This window comes from Microbacterium sp. NPDC055357, assembly GCF_053644835.1.
On record NZ_JBSHLZ010000005.1, the window covers coordinates 202,792 to 219,594 of the forward strand.

A 16,803-nucleotide genomic window follows, 5' to 3' on the forward strand; every position below is an offset into this window, starting at 1 on the left:
GCCGGCATCCGTTGTTCGGATGGCGGATGCCGCGACGCCGGCCGCCCACGGCACGGCGAGGCGCGTCCCCGGCGATGCGGGAGGCGAGATGAGCGCCGGTAGGGTGAGCGCGATGGGCGAGAACGAGACCGAACCGGCGCGCCGCGGGCGCGTGGGCGTGCGGGACGTCGCCCGCGCGGCCGGAGTCTCGGCCCAGACCGTCTCCCGCGTGCTCAACGAGCACGCGAGCATCCGGCCGGAGACGCGGGCGCGCGTGCTCGCGGCGATGGCCGAGCTCGGGTACCGGATCAACAACGCCGCCCGCACACTCGGAACGCGCGAGACGCGCACGCTCGGTGTCATCGCCTCGGATGCGACCCTGTACGGGCCGTCGGTCGGCATCGCCGCGCTCGAAGCCGCGGCGCGCGAGGCCGGCCGATGGACGGCGACCGCCTACGCCGACGCTGCCGACCCCGAGTCCGTCGTCGCGGCGGCCGACCGCCTGCTCGCGCAGGGGGTCGACGGGCTCGTCGCGCTCGCGCCGCATGCGGCGAGCCTCGCCGCGCTCGAGCACGCCGTCGCGGGAACGCCGCTCGTCGCGCTGCACGCCGGCCGAGGGACCGACAGGCAGAGGGCGGGCATGGCGCTCGCCGTCGAGCACCTCGTCGTGCTCGGGCACCGTCGGATCGCGCGTGTCGCGGGTCCGGCCGACTGGCTCGAGGCCGTCGCGCGTGACGAGGGCGCCGAGCATGCCCTGCGTGCGGCGGGCATCGCGGACGGTCCCCGCTGGAGCGGAGACTGGAGCGCCGCAGCCGGCGCCCGGCTCGCGAACGAGGTCGCCGTCGCCGCACGCGACGGCCGCGGACCGACGGCCGTCGTGGTCGCGAACGACCAGATGGCGCTCGGGCTCGTCGCGGGTCTGCGCGGCGAGGGGGTCGAGGTGCCGCGCGACATCAGCGTGACGGGGTTCGACGACAACCCCGACGCTGCTTTCTACGCTCCCGCGCTCACGACCGTGCGCGTCGACCTGCCCGGTGAGGCCCGCCGCGCCGTCGCGGTCGTGCGGGGCGGGACCGAACCGCCCGTGGCCGCCCCCGTGCTCGTCGTGCGCGACTCGACAGCGCCCCCGCCGCATCCCCTCTCCTGACCGCGAGACTGCAACCGCAGCTCGAGACTGCGGCGTATACCCGCAGTCTCGGCGGCCCGTTGCGGTCTCGCGGTCAGGGCAGAGTGGGCCTCGGCTCGGCTCGGCTCGGCTCGGCTCGGCTCGGCTCGGCTCGGCTCGGCTCGGCTCGGCTCGGCTCGGCTCGGCTCGGCTCGGCTCGGCTCGGCGACGGTCGACGCGGCGCGGGCAGCGGGTGGTCGATCGCGCGTGGTACCGGTAACATCGACGCGAAACCGATGGAGGACATCGTGACGACTTCCGACGCGGCTGCTGCGGGCCGCACCTTCGCCCCCGACGTCGAGGCGGCCATCGCCGCGACCCGCGACGACGTCGCGCGACTGCACGGCGAGCTCGTGCGCTACGGCCTCGTCGTGTGGACGGGCGGGAACATCTCCGGACGCGTGCCCGGCGCCGATCTGTTCGTGATCAAGCCGTCCGGCGTCTCGTACGACGAGCTCACCGCCGACGACATGATCCTCTGCGACCTCGACGGCCTCACCGTCCCCGGTTCGCACGGCAGCCACCGCAGCCCGTCGAGCGACACGGCCGCCCATGCCTACGTCTACCGGCACATGCCCGAGGTCGGGGGAGTCGTGCACACGCACTCCACCTACGCCGTCGCCTGGGCCGCGCGCGGCGAAGAGATCCCGTGCGTCATCACGGGGATGGCCGACGAGTTCGGCGGGCCGATCCCGATCGGCCCGTTCGCGATCATCGGCGACGACTCGATCGGGCGCGGGATCGTCGACACGCTCACGGGTCACCGCAGTCGTGCCGTGCTCATGCAGAACCACGGCCCCTTCACGATCGGCGTCACGGCGCGGGACGCCGTCAAGGCCGCCGTCATGTGCGAAGACGCGGCGCGCACGGTGCACCTGGCGCGCGAAGCCGGCCCGCTGATCCCGATCCCGCAGGAGTCGATCGACCGCCTCTACGAGCGCTACCAGAACGTGTACGGGCAGAGCGGGGACGATCGCCGATGAACGCCATCGCAGCCGGGCGCACGGCGCTCGGGATCGAGCTCGGATCGACGCGCATCAAGGCGTGTCTCGTCGACGCCGACGAGCCGTCGATCGTGCTCGCCACCGGTTCGCACGAGTGGGAGAACCGCTTCGAGGACCGTGTCTGGACCTATTCGCTCGACGACGTCTGGGAGGGAGTCCGCTCGGCCTACGCCGCGCTCGCCGCCGACGTCCGCGAGCGTCATGGCATCCCCCTCGAGCGGATCGGCGCGATGGGCGTGTCGGCGATGATGCACGGCTATCTGGCCTTCGACGAGACCGACGAACTCCTCGTGCCGTTCCGCACCTGGCGCAACACCACGACGGGTCCTGCCGCCGCCGAGCTGACCGATCTGCTCGGCGTCAACATTCCGCTCCGCTGGTCGGTCGCGCACCTGCGACAGGCGGTGCTCGACGCCGAGCCGCACGTCCGGCGCGTGCGATTCCTGACGACGCTCGCCGGCTACGTGCACTGGCGCTTGACCGGCTGCAAGGTGCTGGGCATCGGCGACGCGTCGGGCATGTTCCCCATCGATGCGGCGACCGGCACGTATGACGCCGCTCTCGCCGCTCGCTACGACGGCCTCGGCGGTCCGGCCCCGATCGCCGAGCTGCTTCCCGAAGTGCTCGCAGCGGGCGATTCCGCCGGGCGGCTCACCGCCGAAGGAGCGGCGCTGCTCGACCCGTCGGGTGCCCTCGAGCCCGGCGCCCTGCTCTGCCCGCCCGAGGGCGATGCGGGCACGGGAATGGTCGCGACGAACGCCGTGGCCCCCCGCTCGGGCAACGTGAGCGCCGGCACCAGCATCTTCGCGATGGTCGTGCTCGAGCGTCCGCTCGCGCGGCTGCACCACGAGCTCGACGTCGTCACGACGCCCGCGGGAGACCCCGTCGCGATGGTGCACTGCAACAACGGCGCGAGCGAGCTCGCCGCGTGGGCGGGCCTGTTCGCCCGGTTCGCCGCGGCCGCCGATGCTCCCCTCGAGCTCGACGCCGTGTTCGACGTGCTGTTCCGCGAAGCGATCGACGGGGCATCCGACGCGGGCGGGATCCTCGCCTACAACCACCTGGCCGGCGAGCCGATCGCCGGTCTCGCCGAGGGCCGACCGCTCGTGGTGCGAACGCCCGACAGCGTCCTCACGCTCGCCAATCTCATGCGCGCCCAGCTTTACGGCGTCTTCGGAACCCTCGCGCTGGGCATGCGCGTGCTCACCGACGAGGGCGTCGCACTCGATCGGATGTTCGCGCACGGGGGCCTGTTCCGCACGGCCGGCGTCGCCCAGCGCTTCCTCGCCGGCGCACTGGCGGCACCCGTCTCGGTCCGCGACACCGCGTCCGAGGGTGGCGCGTGGGGCATCGCGGTGCTCGCCGCCTATGCGCGCACGCTCATCGCGACGGATGCCGCAGCCCACCCCGGCACGCTCCTCGAGCCCGCGGCCTCTGGAGCGGGCTCGTCCGACGTATCTCTTTCCTCGTATCTCGATGACCGCGTCTTCGCGGACGCCGTCGTCGTGACCGCCGACCCCGACCCCGCGGACATCGCCGGGTTCGACGCGTACCTCGAGCGCTACCGCGCCGGGCTCGCCGTCGAGGCCGCTGCCGTCGCCGCTCTCTGACCCCGTTCCCCTCCGCAAATCGCGCGAAGCCGGACCCGCATCCGGATTCCCGGCTCGTGCGACCTGCGCTCATCGAAAGACATCCTCATGACCCGCACACCCCTTTCCACCTCCCTCGACGGCTACGAAGTGTGGTTCGTCACGGGCAGCCAGGGCCTCTATGGCGACGAGACGCTGCGTCAGGTCGCGTCGCAGTCGCAGGCCGTCGTGGAGGGTCTGGCGGACCTTCCCGTCACCGTCGTGTGGAAGCCCGTGCTGACCGACGCCGACAGCATCCGCCGCCTCGCGCTCGAGGCCAACGCCCGCGACGACGTCATCGGCATCATCGCCTGGATGCACACGTTCAGCCCCGCCAAGATGTGGATCGCGGGACTCGATGCGCTGCGCAAGCCGCTTCTGCACCTGCACACGCAGGCGAACGTCGAACTGCCGTGGTCCGAGATCGACTTCGACTTCATGAACCTCAACCAGGCAGCGCACGGCGACCGCGAATTCGGGTACATCCAGACGCGCCTGGGCGTCGCCCGCAAGACCGTCGTCGGTCACGTGACGAACCCCGCCGTGCGTCAGCAGATCGAGGATTGGCAGCGCGCGGCGGCCGGGTGGGCGGCATCCCGCACGCTCAAGCTCGCGCGGTTCGGCGACAACATGCGCTACGTCGGCGTCACCGAGGGCGACAAGACCGAGGCCGAGCTGCGCTTCGGCGTGCAGGTCAACACGTGGGGCGTCAACGAACTCGCCGAGGCGGTCGGGCAGGTGACGGATGCCGCGATCGACGACCTCGTCGCGGTGTACCTCGACGAATACGACGTCACGGGGGAGCTGCGGCCCGGCGCCGAGCGCCACCAGTCGCTCCGTGACGGCGCGGCGATCGAGCTCGGCCTGCGCTCGTTCCTCGAGGAGGGCGGCTTCGGTGCCTTCACGACGTCGTTCGAAGATCTCGGCGCCCTGAAGCAGCTGCCGGGCCTGGCGGTTCAGCGGCTCATGGCCGAGGGGTACGGCTTCGGTGCGGAGGGCGACTGGAAGACGGCGATCCTCGTGCGCGTCGCGAACGTCATGGGTGCGGGCCTGCCGGGCGGGGCCAGCCTCATGGAGGACTACACGTACGACCTCGTCGCCGGTGAGGAGAAGATCCTCGGCGCGCACATGCTCGAGGTGTCGCCCTCGCTCACGAACGCGCGGCCGCGTCTCGAGGTGCATCCGCTCGGGATCGGCGGCAAGGACGACCCCGTCCGGCTCGTCTTCACCGCCGATCCGGGGGCGGCCCTCGTCGTCGCGATGAGCGACATGCGTGACCGGTTCCGCCTCGTCGCCAACGTCGTCGAGAACGTCGAGGCGCCCGACCTGCCGAATCTCCCGGTCGGTCGCGCCGTGTGGAAGCCCGCACCCGACTTCGCCACGTCGGCGGCCTGCTGGCTGACGGCGGGCGCCGCGCACCATACTGTGATGACGACCGCCGTCGGCGTCGAGGTGTTCCGTGACTTCGCGGAGATCGCCGCCACCGAGCTCGTCGTCATCGACGAAGACACCACGGTCCGCGGGTTCCAGCGCGAGCTGCGGTGGAACCAGGCGTATTACCGACTCGCTCAGGGAATCTGATCCATGGCACGAACCGCGACCTCCGGCACTCAGCACGCGCTGCGCGCCGGCGACTACGAAGCCGTCGTGGCGAGCGTCGGCGCGACGCTGCGTTCGCTGACCTACCGGGGGCGAGATCTCGTCGTGCCCTTCGGCGCCGATGACGTGCGTCCCTCGTACCGCGGGGCGACCCTCGCGCCGTGGCCGAACCGCGTCGTCGACGGCGCGTACTCCTTCGGCGGGCGGGACTTCCGCCTGCCGCTCACCGAGCCCGCGCGCGGCCACGCGCTGCACGGCCTGGCCGCGTGGCTCGACTTCGAGGCGATCGACAAGGGCCCCGACCATGTGACGCTCGCCGCCGCGATCCAGCCGCAGACCGCGTACCCGTGGCGCATCATCGTCTTCACGACCTATTCGCTCGGGCCCGACGGTCTGACGCAGACCGTGACGGCGCGCAACGAGTCGAGTGAGCCGGCCCCGTGGGGCGTCGGACCGCACCCGTATCTCGTCGCCGGAGAGGGCACGGTCGACGACTGGACCCTCGAGCTCCCCGCCGGCGAGGTGCTCGAGGTGACGGCCGACAGGCTCGCGCCGACCCGGGTCGTCGCGGTCGACGCCGATCCCGAGCGGTTCGACTTCCGCAGCGCGCGCCGCGTCGGCTCCGTCGAGCTCGACCACGCCTACACGGGCCTTCTCCGCGGCGAGGACGGCGACGTGACGGTACGGGTGACGGATGCCGCCGGCTCAGGCGTCGCGATGTCGTGGGGCGCCGCGTGCCCGTGGGTGCAGGTCCACACCGCCGACAAGCCCGAACCCGCACTGAGCCGCCTGGGTCTCGCGGTCGAGCCGATGACGTGCGCGCCCGACGCCTTCAACGCCGACCGCTATCGGCATGACTCGGGGCTCATCGCGCTCGAGCCGGGAGCGGAGGCCGAGGCCGGCTGGCGCATCTGCGCGATCGGCTGAGGCGTCGCGAAACGAGGACGCCCGTCGGGATGCGTGGCATCCTGACGGGCGTCTTGCGCACTCATTCACCGGATGCTGCGAAACCCCCGAGTACTCTCCAGGGTCCCGCGCATGCTCGGCGACGGCGCAGTGTGGTCAGGGAATCAGTCCCTGAGGTCTTCTTTGATCTCGTTGCGGGTCTTCACCGAGTCCCGTTCGGCTTCGGCACGCTTCACCTCGGCGTCGGCCTTCATCTCGTCGGCTTTGTCTCCGATGCGGTCCGTGGTGTCCTCCCACGTGTCCTTGATCTTGTCGCCGACAGCATCGGCCGTATCCTTCGCGTCATCCAGGAATCCCATGGTCCTGCTCCTTCCGTGGTTTCGCGTGACATCGACGTTACGGGGACCGCCGCGAAACTCAGCGGGGGTTGCGTTCGCGCGTGCAGATTGCTACCGACGCGCGTGTCGCCGGTGACAGAATCGTGCCATGCGATTCGAGACGACGCTGTTCTTGAGCGGCAACAACACCGGGATCGAGGTCCCACCGGAACTCATCGACGAGCTCGGCGCCGGCAAGCGGCCGCCCGTCGACGTCACGGTGAACGGGTTCGCGTACCGCAGCACGGTCGCTGTGATGGGTGGCAAGTACCTCATCCCGTTCAGCTCGGACAAGCGTGCCGCGACGGGGCTGAATGGCGGCGACCCCATCACCGTCGAGATCACCCTCGACACGGCGCCGCGCGAGGTCGACGTGCCCGATGATCTGGCGGCCGCGCTCGCCGACGCCGACGTGCGGGCGGCGTTCGACCGGCTGGCGCCGAGCGCACGCAAAGCGCACGTGACGAACGTCGAGGGCGCGAAGGCCGCCGACACCCGCGCGAGACGCATCGCGGCGATCGTCGCCAAGCTCTCGGGCTGACTCGCGGCATCCGACTCTCGCATGTCGCCCCGGACGATAGCCTCGTGGGGGGAGGTGCTGTGAGCAAGACCACGGACGCGATCGCCGAGGGCGTGTCCATCGCGTTCGCCGCAGCCAGACTGGTGGTGCGCAACCACATCCTCGTCGAGACGATCGCGCACGGCGCCCCCTTCGACGTCGAGCGCTTCGCTCCCGTCGCGCGTGATGCCCTGCTCTCGCTCGCGACCGAGCAGGAGGCCGCGGCAGACCTCGCGAAGCAGCAGCGCCGCCGCGCGTGGGGCAAGTTCACCGACCCCGACGGAACGCACGACTACCGTGACCGGGATACCCGCAACCTCCGCAAGCGCCACAAGCAGTACGTCGGTGTCGCGAAAGAGCTGCGCCAGCGGGCCGACGATCCCGATGCCGTCCGGTCGCTGGTCGAAGCATCGAGGGATGCCGCGTGGGGAGACGTCGAGGCGAATCTGCAGCGCCGCCTCACGGTCGAGGGCATGCGGCCCGACCTCGACCCCGATTACGAGCGCATGCGCGCCGCCCGGATGCAGTCCCTGCGCCTCATCGATCTGCCGCGTCTCGCCGCGCATCGGCGTCGTTCCGCCGACCCGCAGGACTCCGACGCGGAGGAGTGACGTCGATTCGCGACGAACGCGAGCGTGGGGTATTCTGGACGCTGGCCCGAGCGCAAGCGCGGGCCATGCGCCTCTAGCTCAATGGATAGAGCATCTGACTACGGATCAGAAGGTTGGGGGTTCGAGTCCCTCGAGGCGCGCGTACTGTGTTGAGACAGTCATGATCGAAAGCCCGCGAGCAATCGCGGGCTTTCGTGTCTCCGCTGTCGGCCGGCTCACGCGGTCACGTCGTCCCAGCCCTCCTGCGCGGTGTCGCACGTCTCGCGGAACACGAACTGCGACGGCAGCTTGCGTTGAGAGCTCGACCAGTCGATCGCGGGGCGCCGCTGCTCGGGCGGCAGATAGCCCAGTCGGTAGACGGCCATGAGCTCGAGGTCGTCGGGAACCCGCAGCAGATCGACGATCTCCTGCCACCGCCCCGGTGCTTCCATCGGGAACGAGATGAACTGGATCCCCATCCCGAGCTCCACCGTCGTGAGCCAGACGTTCTCCATCGCGGCGCCCATGCTGAAGACCGAGTAGAACGACGACAGCTCGCCCGGCCGGTACTCGCTGCGATCGAGCATGACGGCCAGAAGCAGTGGAGATCCGGCGACCAGCCTGCGGTTCTCGGCCCCGAGGGTCTTCGGCACGCCGAGAGCGTTCATGAGCTTCTGGCCACGCGACGTGAACACCTGGCCCGTGAAGGGCCGCAGCGGTGCCGGGAGCTTGTCGAACAGCATCCCGCTGCGCTCGTGCTCCATCTCGGCCTCGCTGAAGCGGAAGTACGGCTTGTAGCGCTCGAAGAACGTGCCGTTCGACATCACCTCGGTCATGCTCTCGCCCGAGATGCGCGCGATCGTCTCGATCGTGTCGCGGTGCTCGATGACGATGAAGCGCCACGGCTGACTGTTCAGCTGCGACGGGGCACGGCTCGCCGCCTCGAGCAGCAGGCGCTGATGCGCCGGCGACACCGGGTCAGGAAGGAACGGACCGTTCGTCGTCTTGCGACGGCGGATGACATCCAAGAACTCCATGGGACTCCTCACGCTGATCGGATGACGGCGGCGATCACGAACGGCGCTGCGGTCAGCGCGAGGATCGGATGCCGCCGCGTGTGTGTTCCGGCGAAGGGGATCGCCGCGAGGGGCCCGACCGCGGGAGCGAGCGCCAACGCCGCTCGACGACTCCGATCCCGCGGGCGCCCCCACCACGCCGAGCTCACCGCAGCCGCGGTCAGCGCGGACGTGGCGATGTAGAGCGCGTGGTGCACCCAGCGCGCGCGACGCGTGTCGACCCACCCGAGGGCGACCGTGAGCCCCAGCGCGCAGTTGGCGGCGTAGCATCCCGCCGTCCAGCCGAAGATGCCGGTCGTGCGTCGACGCGGGGTCGCAGCGAGCACGGAGGATCGCGTGTTCAGAAGACCGGCAGGCCGCCGGTCACGCCGACGACCGTCCCGCTGACGTAGCTCGCCTCGGCGGGGGAGGCGAGGAAGACATACGCGCCGGCCAGTTCCGCGGGCTGGCCGATGCGGCCGAGCGGAGTGTCCTTGCCCATGTTCGCGACGGCGGCGGGTTCCTTCGTCGCCGGCTGCAGCGGGGTCCAGACGGGGCCGGGGGCGACGGCGTTGACGCGGATCCCGTCGGGTCCGAGCTCGCGCGCGAGATTCACGGTGAGGTTGTTGATCGCCGCCTTCGTCGCGGCGTAGTCGATCATCGTGACCGACGGATCGTACGCCTGCACGGAACTCGTGTTGATGATGCAGTCGCCGCGGTCGAGGTGCTCCAGCGCCGCCTGGCTGACCCACAGCGTCGCGTACAGGTTGGTCTCGACGGCACGGTGCAGGTCTTCGGCCGCGAGCCCCTTCAAACCCTCTTCGCCGCGCGCCCAGTGGAACCCGGCATTGTTGGCGACGATGTTGAGTCCGCCGAGTTCCTCCGCGGCACGGGTCACGACGTCGCGGCAGGTCTGTTCGTCGCGCAGGTCTCCCGGCAGCAGCACGGCCGTGCGGCCGGCCTTCTCTATCCAGTGCGCCACGTCACGCGCGTCCTCTTCCTCCTCGGGCAGGTAGCTGATCGCGACATCGGCGCCCTCCCGCGCGAACGCGATCGCGACGGCCCGGCCGATCCCCGAGTCCCCGCCCGTGATGAACGCCTTCAGCCCGTCGAGGCGTCCGCGGCCCTGCCAGGACTCCTCGCCGTGGTCGGGACGGGGATGCATAGGCGCGGTCAGGCCGGGAGGGGACTGCTGCTGCTCGGGCATGCCTCCTTCGTCATCGGCGAGCGACTGGGCGTGCTTGGCGACGGGTGCTTCGGGCATGGTGGGCTCCTTCACTCGCGGGATTCGACCCTCAGAGTAAGGAGCGCGCCGCGGCGATGTCTGCCCCCTATCGACCAGGGGTGATGGGTGCTACGCCCCCGTGTCGCGGCTCAGACGAGAGGTTCGGGAGCCGGTGCCGGCATCGAGAAGTCCCCGGCGTCGAGCCGCAGCTTCGCGATCGACTGTGTCAGCGGCGGGATCACCTCTTCGCAGACCTGCGCGAAGACCTGCTCGTTGAGCGCGGCCGTGGCAGCCTCCGTGATTTCGTATCCTGCCGGCGTGATGGTCAGCAGCGCGGCTCGTCCGTCATCGGGGTGGGGGTCGCGGCGCACGAGCCCGTCGCGTTCCAGCCGGGCGACCGTGTTGGTCACGCTCGCGGGGTGCACCTGGAGTCGGGCTGTCGCGCTGGCCATTGGCATCGTGCCTTCTTTGCTGAACGCCAGCAGTCGCAGCATCTCGAACCGGGCGAAGGACAGCGAGAACGGCCGCAGGGTCTTCTCGACCTCGGCGAGCATCAGCTGGTGCGCGCGCATGACCGATGTCACGGCCGCCATACCGTCCGCCGCTTCGCCCCAGCCGTGCGCGATCCACTGACGCCGGGCTTCGGCGATGGGGTCGACGTGCAGCGGCTTGGGGGGCAAGAGGGGCTCCTTCCTGGCATCCACCGTATCGCCGGGGGCGCGCGATCCGTCGATCGCGATCTTTGATTGCAGATCAGATAGTTGAATGTCATAGTACTTCTATGACGCGAGAACTCACCCACTTCATCGGCGGCGCTCGCGTCGCCGGCACATCCGGCCGCTTCGGCGACGTCTTCGACCCGAGCACCGGCGAGGTGCAGGCCCGCGTTCCGCTGGCGAGCACGGCCGAAGTGCAGGCGGCGATCGGCAACGCCGAAGCGGCGCAGGTCGAGTGGGCGGCGCAGAACCCGCAGAAGCGGGCGCGCGTGCTGCTGAAGTTCCTCGACCTCGTCGCGAAGGACACGCCGGCCCTCGCGCGGATGCTGTCGAGCGAGCACGGCAAGACCGTGCCCGATGCGATCGGAGACATCCAGCGCGGTGTCGAGGTCGTCGAGTTCGCTGCGGGAGCGCCCCACCTGCTGAAGGGGGAGTACTCCAGCGGTGCCGGCACCGGGATCGACGTGTACTCGATGCGCCAGCCGCTCGGCGTCGTCGCGGGGATCACGCCGTTCAACTTTCCCGCCATGATCCCGCTGTGGAAGGCCGGACCGGCGCTGGCCGCGGGCAACGCGTTCATCCTGAAGCCGAGCGAGCGCGACCCCTCGGTTCCCCTGCGCCTGGCCGAGCTCTTCCTCGAGGCGGGGCTCCCCGAAGGCGTGCTCAACGTCGTCAACGGCGACAAGGAGGCCGTCGACGCGATCCTGCACGACGACCGCGTCAAGGCCGTCGGGTTCGTCGGCTCGACCCCCATCGCGCAGTACATCTACGAGACCGCCGCCGCCAACGGCAAGCGCGCGCAGTGCTTCGGCGGAGCGAAGAACCACATGATCGTCATGCCGGATGCCGACCTCGACCAGGTCGCCGATGCGCTCATCGGCGCCGGCTATGGGTCTGCGGGCGAGCGCTGCATGGCGATCTCGGTCGCCGTGCCGGTGGGCAAGCAGACCGGTGACGCGCTCGCCGCGAAGCTCGCCGAGCGCGTGGCGACCCTGAAGGTCGGCCCCGCCCTCGACGAGAGCAACGACTACGGTCCGCTCGTGACGGCCGAGGCCAAGCAGCGCGTCGAGCACTACATCCAGGTCGGCGTGGACGAGGGGGCGACCCTGCTGGCCGACGGCCGCGGCTACGAGGTCCCCGGCTACGAGAACGGCTTCTACCTCGGCCCGACACTGTTCGACCACGTCGAGCCCGAGCACACGATCTACCGGGAAGAGATCTTCGGACCCGTGCTGATCATCGTGCGCGCCGACGACTACGAACAGGCCCTGAGCCTCCCGTCGACGCACGAGTACGGCAACGGCGTCTCGATCTTCACCCGCGACGGGGATGCCGCGCGCGACTTCGCCGCCCGCGTCGATACCGGGATGGTGGGGGTCAACGTGCCCATCCCCGTGCCGATCGCGTACCACACGTTCGGCGGCTGGAAGAAGTCCGGATTCGGCGACCTCAACCAGCACGGTCCCGACGCGTTCCGGTTCTACACCAAGACCAAGACCGTGACGAGCCGCTGGCTGTCGCACGATCTCAAGGAAGGCGCGAGCTTCGTCATCCCGACGATGCACTGATCATGAGCGCGGGAATGACAGAGGAGCGCGCCGCCCTCGTCGAGGCGGTCCGCGATTTCGCCGAGGCAGCGCTCGCCCCGCACGCGGGCACGTGGGATGCGGACAAGCACTTCCCGATCGACACCCTGCACCAGGCCGGTCAGATGGGTCTGGGCGGCATCTATGCGCGCGAGGAGTTCGGCGGGTCGGGCCTGTCCCGTCAGGATGCGCTGGCGATCTTCGAAGAGCTCGCCAAGGGCGACACGACGATCGCGGCCTACATCTCGATCCACAACATGGTCGTGTGGATGATCGACACCTTCGGTGACGCCGAGCAGCGGGCGCGATGGATCCCGAAGCTCGCGACGATGGAGGATCTCGGCAGCTACTGCCTCACCGAGCCGGGCGCGGGCTCGGATGCGGCGGCGATCACGACGAGCGCGCGGCGCGAGGGCGACGAGTACGTCATCAACGGCGTGAAGCAGTTCATCTCGGGCGCGGGCTCGTCGGCCGTCTACATCGTGATGGCCCGCACGAACGGCCCGGGCTCTCGCGGCATCAGTGCCATCGTCGTTCCCGCCGATACGCCGGGGCTGTCGTTCGGCCCGAACGAGAAGAAGATGGGCTGGAACGCCCAGCCGACCCGCCAGGTGATCCTCGAGGACGTGCGCGTGCCGGTGGCGAACCGGCTCGGCGACGAGGGCGACGGATTCGGCATCGCCATGAAGGGCCTCAACGGCGGCCGTGTCAACATCGGCGCCTGCTCGCTCGGCGGCGCCCAGTGGGCCCTCGACCGTGCCGTCTCGTATGTCCAGGACCGGCACGTCTTCGGGCTGCCGCTCACGGCGAACCAGACCATCGTCTTCCGGCTCGCCGAGATGGAGACGGATCTGCAGGCCGCACGAGCGCTGCTCGAGCGGGCCGCCGAGAAGATGGATGCCGCTGCCCCCGACGTCGCCGTCGCGTGTGCGCTCGCGAAGCGTTTCGCGACGGATGCCGCCTTCGATGTCGCCAACGCCGCGCTGCAGCTGCACGGCGGCTACGGTTATCTGCACGAATACGGCATCGAGAGGGTCGTGCGTGATCTGCGCGTGCATCAGATCCTCGAGGGAACGAACGAGATCATGCAGCTGATCGTCGGTCGCGCAGTGATCGAGCAAGGCCGATGACCGGCGACGAAGGGAACCCCATGAGCACCATCGCATTCATCGGACTCGGCCACATGGGCGGACCCATGGCGGCGAACCTCGTCAGAGCAGGGCACCGTGTGCTCGGCTTCGACCTCGTCGCCGAGATCCGCGATGCCGCCGCCGCCTCGGGCGTCGAGCTCGTCGCCGCCGGCACCGAGGCTGCCGCAGCGGCGGACATCGTGATCACGATGCTTCCCGCCGGCCGACACGTCCTGGCCGCGTACGGCACCGCGGACGAGCCCGGGCTGCTCGCCGCGGCGCGCCCCGGCACGCTCTTCATCGACTCGTCCACGATCGCCGTCGACGAAGCGCGTCTGGCCGCCGATGCCGCGATCGCCGCCGGTCACCGCGCGCTCGACGCCCCCGTCTCGGGCGGCGTCGTCGGGGCAGAGAACGCGACACTCGCCTTCATGGTCGGTGGCAGCGACGCCGACTTCGCCGAGGCTCTGCCCGTGCTCGAGGCGATGGGCAAGCGGATCGTGCACTGCGGAGGCTCCGGCCTCGGGCAGGCCGCCAAAGTCTGCAACAACATGATCCTCGGCATCTCGCAGATCGCCGTCGCCGAGGCGTTCGTCATCGGTGAACGGCTGGGACTGTCGCATCAGGCGCTCTACGACGTGGCATCCAACGCGTCGGGTCAGTGCTGGGCGCTCACGACGAACTGCCCCGTGCCGGGCCCGGTGCCGACCAGCCCCGCCAATCGGGACTACCAGCCGGGTTTCGCGGGCACCCTCATGGCGAAGGATCTGTCGCTGGCGGGTCAGGCGATCGACCTCACCGGAGTCGACGCGCGGCTCGGCTCGCTCGCGCGGGACATCTACGTCGCCTTCGCCGAGGGCGACGGAGCGAATCAGGATTTCTCGGGGATCATCAACACGATCCGCGAGCACAGCGCGGCAGCATCCGTCGCCGCGGACTGACGCCGGCGCGACAGGTTCGACTTCCCCCGGGGGCTGGGCTATGGTCAGCCGGAATACCCACCAGCTGTCACAAGGGAAGTGAGTATCCGATGGCAACGAAAGAGAACGGCAAGAAGGCGGCGCAGCTGTCGCTGAAGGAGAAGCGGGCGCTCAAGCGCGAGAAGTCACAGGAAGACGTCGTCCGCACGCGCAAGCGCTGATCGCCGGCCATCTCTCGCGGTCGCCCGTTGTGCGCGACCGCGAGAGCGATCGGCGGTCAGCCGTGGGGAACGGCCGCGATGATCTTGACGGCGATGTTCACGCCGTTCGGGGCGCGATAGGTCAGGCGGTCTCCGGGGTGGGAGCCGACGATGGCCTGCCCCAGGGGCGATTCGGGCGAGTACACGGCCATGTCGCCGACCGGGCCCAGCAGTGCGCGGGCGCCGAGCAGGAACGTCTCCTGCGAGTTGTCGGATTCGAATTCGACCGTGACACGCATGCCCGGTTCGACGAGTCCGTCATCGGCCATCGATCCGACCTGCGCGCGGCGGATGAGGCCGCGCAGTTCGACGATGCGAGCCGACGAGACGTCGTCGGCGACGTCGCTCTTGGTGAGATCGTCCAGCTCCTGCTGCAACTGATTCAGGGCATCCTGCGTCAGCCAGATCGGCTCTTCTGCAACAGACACGGCAACCTCCACGAAGTGAACGGATGAAGTTTCGATCCTACCGCCGTTGGCCCCGAAACACCCCTTCCGTGACGCGACGACGTAGCCTGGTGATGTGAGCGCATACGTCTCGGCGTTCGAGTTGTTCTCCATCGGAGTAGGCCCCTCGAGCTCCCACACGGTCGGTCCCATGCGGGCGGCCCTCGATTTCGCGACCCGTCTGCGCGAGCTCGGACTTCTCGGCGACGTCGCGCGCATCACGTGCACGCTGTACGGGTCGCTGGGGGCGACGGGGATCGGTCACGGCACGCCCGACGCGATCGTCGCGGGCCTGCAGGGACTCGAACCCGAGACGGTGGATCCGGATGCCGTGCGGTCGGCCTGGAGCGATTGGCCGGACGGCGCCGATCTCGTGCTCGCGGGGGAGCGCCGCGTGCCGTTCGCGAAGCGCGACGTCGTCTTCGCGCCGCGCACGCGCCTGCCGGGACACTCGAACGCCATGTCGCTCGAGGCGTGGTCTCGCTCGACGGCAGGACCGATCACGGCGGCGGGAGCGGTCTTCCGCGAGACGGGGGCGGCGATGTTGCCCCCCGCGCCGGTATCCGACGAGGGCCTCGTGCTGCGCGAGACGTACTACTCCGTCGGGGGCGGGTTCATCCGCCGCGACGGCGAGCCGCCGCGCGTGCAGGCTCACGCGTATCCGCTCGACTTCGCCAGCGCCGACGAGCTGCTCGCCCTGTGCGACGAGCGCGGCATCACGATCGCCGAAGCGGCGCGCATCAATGAGCAGGCGCTGCGCAGCGACACCGAGATCGCGGCGAAGCTCGACGGCATCTGGGACGCCATGGCCGGGTGCGTCGGAGCCGGGCTGAACGCCGACGGTGTGCTCCCCGGCATCCTGCAGGTCAAGCGGCGTGCGGCCTCGATCCGCGCGCAACTCGACGAAGCCGAGTCCTCGGGCCACCGTGAGCTTCCCGGTGAATGGCTCGGCGCGTTCGCGCTCGCCGTCAATGAAGAGAACGCCGCGGGCGGGCGCGTGGTCACGGCGCCGACGAACGGCGCCGCGGGGATCGTGCCCGCTGTCGCGATGTACTGGTGGCGCTTCCTCGCGGACTCGGGCCTCGGCGCCGGCAATGCCGTCACCCCCTACGGCGAGCTCGTCGGCAGTGCCCTGATGGGGTTCCACCCGCCCGTGCCCGAGCTCGTCGAAGGCTCGCCGGCCGCGCTCGCCGAGGCGAACCGGCGGCGCGGCATCCGTCGGTTCCTGCTGACGGCCACGGCGCTGGGCTCGCTGTTCAAAGCGAACGCGTCGATCTCGGGGGCCGAAGGCGGATGCCAGGCCGAAGTCGGCTCCGCATGCGCCATGGCGGCGGGAGGCTTGACGGCGGTCATGGGCGGCACGAATCGGCAGATCGAGAACGCCGCCGAGATCGCCATGGAGCATCACCTCGGTCTCACGTGCGACCCCGTCGGCGGGCTCGTGCAGATCCCCTGCATCGAGCGCAATGCGATCGCCGCGTCGACCGCCGTCACGGCGGCCCGGCTCGCGCTGCGCGGCGACGGCTCGCACTTCGTCTCGCTCGACACCGTCGTCGAGACGATGCGTCAGACCGGCATCGACATGTCGACGAAGTACAAAGAAACGAGCGAAGGCGGCCTCGCGGTCAACGTCATCGAATGCTGATCCCGCTCCAGGG

17 protein-coding genes and 1 tRNA gene are annotated in these 16,803 nt (G+C 70.1%); 12 read left to right on the plus strand and 6 right to left on the minus strand.

All coding sequences use genetic code 11. From position 1 onward, the window contains the following. The first annotated feature begins 112 nt into the window (after nt 1-112). From ACWICD_RS09230 to ACWICD_RS09250, 5 genes are all read left to right on the plus strand, one after another. Nucleotides 113-1,126, plus strand: coding sequence for a LacI family DNA-binding transcriptional regulator (locus tag ACWICD_RS09230; protein WP_454139990.1), 1,014 nt, complete (start codon nt 113-115; stop codon nt 1,124-1,126). A 254-nt stretch (nt 1,127-1,380) separates the two neighbouring features. Then, on the plus strand, nt 1,381-2,127 hold the full coding sequence (locus ACWICD_RS09235; RefSeq protein WP_376128485.1) for an L-ribulose-5-phosphate 4-epimerase: 747 nt from the start codon (nt 1,381-1,383) through the stop codon (nt 2,125-2,127). Beyond that, nucleotides 2,124-3,758: a xylulokinase gene (locus tag ACWICD_RS09240; RefSeq protein ID WP_454139991.1), complete on the plus strand. Its 1,635-nt coding sequence runs from the start codon at nt 2,124-2,126 to the stop codon at nt 3,756-3,758. Before ACWICD_RS09235 ends, ACWICD_RS09240 begins: the two co-directional genes overlap by 4 nt. An 87-nt stretch (nt 3,759-3,845) precedes the next feature. Next, the gene (gene araA, locus ACWICD_RS09245) at nt 3,846-5,357 is read left to right on the plus strand and encodes an L-arabinose isomerase (RefSeq protein ID WP_454139992.1); all 1,512 of its coding nucleotides are present in this window, start codon (nt 3,846-3,848) and stop codon (nt 5,355-5,357) included. A 3-nt stretch (nt 5,358-5,360) separates the two neighbouring features. Further along, nucleotides 5,361-6,302 (plus strand): aldose 1-epimerase family protein, encoded by a 942-nt coding sequence (locus tag ACWICD_RS09250; RefSeq protein WP_376128479.1) that lies wholly within the window; start codon nt 5,361-5,363, stop codon nt 6,300-6,302. A 143-nt stretch (nt 6,303-6,445) separates the two neighbouring features. Here the strand turns inward: ACWICD_RS09250 and ACWICD_RS09255 are convergent, their stop codons facing one another. Then, nucleotides 6,446-6,640 (minus strand): hypothetical protein, encoded by a 195-nt coding sequence (locus ACWICD_RS09255; protein ID WP_376128477.1) that lies wholly within the window; start codon nt 6,638-6,640, stop codon nt 6,446-6,448. 127 nt (nt 6,641-6,767) lie between these two features. On the opposite strand from ACWICD_RS09255, the gene ACWICD_RS09260 reads away from it, so the two are divergent. From ACWICD_RS09260 to ACWICD_RS09270, 3 genes are all read left to right on the plus strand, one after another. After that, entirely contained in the window at nt 6,768-7,199 is a 432-nt protein-coding gene (locus tag ACWICD_RS09260; RefSeq protein ID WP_376128475.1) for a YdeI/OmpD-associated family protein, read from the plus strand. Between the two features lie 59 nt (nt 7,200-7,258). After that, nucleotides 7,259-7,828 (plus strand): asparagine synthase, encoded by a 570-nt coding sequence (locus tag ACWICD_RS09265; protein ID WP_376128473.1) that lies wholly within the window; start codon nt 7,259-7,261, stop codon nt 7,826-7,828. 67 nt (nt 7,829-7,895) lie between these two features. Then, nucleotides 7,896-7,968: transfer RNA gene (locus ACWICD_RS09270), tRNA-Arg, on the plus strand. A gap of 75 nt (nt 7,969-8,043) precedes the next feature. Here ACWICD_RS09270 and ACWICD_RS09275 read toward each other — a convergent pair. From ACWICD_RS09275 to ACWICD_RS09290, 4 genes are all read right to left on the minus strand, one after another. Further along, nucleotides 8,044-8,844, minus strand: coding sequence for a nitroreductase family protein (locus ACWICD_RS09275; RefSeq protein ID WP_454139993.1), 801 nt, complete (start codon nt 8,842-8,844; stop codon nt 8,044-8,046). A gap of 8 nt (nt 8,845-8,852) precedes the next feature. Next, nucleotides 8,853-9,209 (minus strand): hypothetical protein, encoded by a 357-nt coding sequence (locus ACWICD_RS09280; RefSeq protein WP_376128469.1) that lies wholly within the window; start codon nt 9,207-9,209, stop codon nt 8,853-8,855. Nucleotides 9,210-9,223: 14 nt separating this feature from the next. After that, nucleotides 9,224-10,126 carry an SDR family oxidoreductase gene (locus ACWICD_RS09285; RefSeq protein WP_376128467.1) on the minus strand — a complete coding sequence of 301 codons (903 nt, stop codon included), beginning with the start codon at nt 10,124-10,126 and terminating at the stop codon, nt 9,224-9,226. A 110-nt stretch (nt 10,127-10,236) separates the two neighbouring features. Beyond that, nucleotides 10,237-10,767 carry a MarR family winged helix-turn-helix transcriptional regulator gene (locus ACWICD_RS09290; RefSeq protein ID WP_454139994.1) on the minus strand — a complete coding sequence of 177 codons (531 nt, stop codon included), beginning with the start codon at nt 10,765-10,767 and terminating at the stop codon, nt 10,237-10,239. Between the two features lie 101 nt (nt 10,768-10,868). Between ACWICD_RS09290 and ACWICD_RS09295 the strand changes: the two genes are divergently transcribed. From ACWICD_RS09295 to mmsB, 3 genes are read left to right on the plus strand one after another with little or no spacing between them, the layout of a single operon-like run. Then, nucleotides 10,869-12,371, plus strand: a complete 1,503-nt coding sequence (locus tag ACWICD_RS09295; RefSeq protein ID WP_454139995.1) for a CoA-acylating methylmalonate-semialdehyde dehydrogenase — start codon at nt 10,869-10,871, stop codon at nt 12,369-12,371. A gap of 14 nt (nt 12,372-12,385) precedes the next feature. Further along, nucleotides 12,386-13,519 (plus strand): acyl-CoA dehydrogenase family protein, encoded by a 1,134-nt coding sequence (locus ACWICD_RS09300; protein ID WP_454139996.1) that lies wholly within the window; start codon nt 12,386-12,388, stop codon nt 13,517-13,519. 20 nt (nt 13,520-13,539) lie between these two features. Beyond that, nucleotides 13,540-14,460: a 3-hydroxyisobutyrate dehydrogenase gene (gene mmsB, locus ACWICD_RS09305; RefSeq protein ID WP_454139997.1), complete on the plus strand. Its 921-nt coding sequence runs from the start codon at nt 13,540-13,542 to the stop codon at nt 14,458-14,460. 256 nt (nt 14,461-14,716) lie between these two features. Here mmsB and ACWICD_RS09310 read toward each other — a convergent pair whose 3' ends face one another. Beyond that, the gene (locus ACWICD_RS09310) at nt 14,717-15,127 is read right to left on the minus strand and encodes a GreA/GreB family elongation factor (protein ID WP_376128457.1); all 411 of its coding nucleotides are present in this window, start codon (nt 15,125-15,127) and stop codon (nt 14,717-14,719) included. Nucleotides 15,128-15,221: 94 nt separating this feature from the next. Between ACWICD_RS09310 and ACWICD_RS09315 the strand changes: the two genes are divergently transcribed. Further along, entirely contained in the window at nt 15,222-16,790 is a 1,569-nt protein-coding gene (locus ACWICD_RS09315; RefSeq protein ID WP_454139998.1) for an L-serine ammonia-lyase, iron-sulfur-dependent, subunit alpha, read from the plus strand. The last annotated feature ends 13 nt before the right edge of the window (nt 16,791-16,803 follow it).

Coding starts and splice junctions, on each gene's coding strand:
- ACWICD_RS09230 (WP_454139990.1), top strand. CDS start 113: ATGGGCGAGAACGAGACCGAACCGGCGCGCCGCGGGCGCGTGGGCGTG.
- ACWICD_RS09235 (WP_376128485.1), top strand. CDS start 1,381: ATGGAGGACATCGTGACGACTTCCGACGCGGCTGCTGCGGGCCGCACC.
- ACWICD_RS09240 (WP_454139991.1), top strand. CDS start 2,124: ATGAACGCCATCGCAGCCGGGCGCACGGCGCTCGGGATCGAGCTCGGA.
- araA (WP_454139992.1), top strand. CDS start 3,846: ATGACCCGCACACCCCTTTCCACCTCCCTCGACGGCTACGAAGTGTGG.
- ACWICD_RS09250 (WP_376128479.1), top strand. CDS start 5,361: ATGGCACGAACCGCGACCTCCGGCACTCAGCACGCGCTGCGCGCCGGC.
- ACWICD_RS09255 (WP_376128477.1), bottom strand. CDS start 6,640: ATGGGATTCCTGGATGACGCGAAGGATACGGCCGATGCTGTCGGCGAC.
- ACWICD_RS09260 (WP_376128475.1), top strand. CDS start 6,768: ATGCGATTCGAGACGACGCTGTTCTTGAGCGGCAACAACACCGGGATC.
- ACWICD_RS09275 (WP_454139993.1), bottom strand. CDS start 8,844: ATGGAGTTCTTGGATGTCATCCGCCGTCGCAAGACGACGAACGGTCCG.
- ACWICD_RS09285 (WP_376128467.1), bottom strand. CDS start 10,126: ATGCCCGAAGCACCCGTCGCCAAGCACGCCCAGTCGCTCGCCGATGAC.
- ACWICD_RS09295 (WP_454139995.1), top strand. CDS start 10,869: ATGACGCGAGAACTCACCCACTTCATCGGCGGCGCTCGCGTCGCCGGC.
- ACWICD_RS09300 (WP_454139996.1), top strand. CDS start 12,386: ATGACAGAGGAGCGCGCCGCCCTCGTCGAGGCGGTCCGCGATTTCGCC.
- mmsB (WP_454139997.1), top strand. CDS start 13,540: ATGAGCACCATCGCATTCATCGGACTCGGCCACATGGGCGGACCCATG.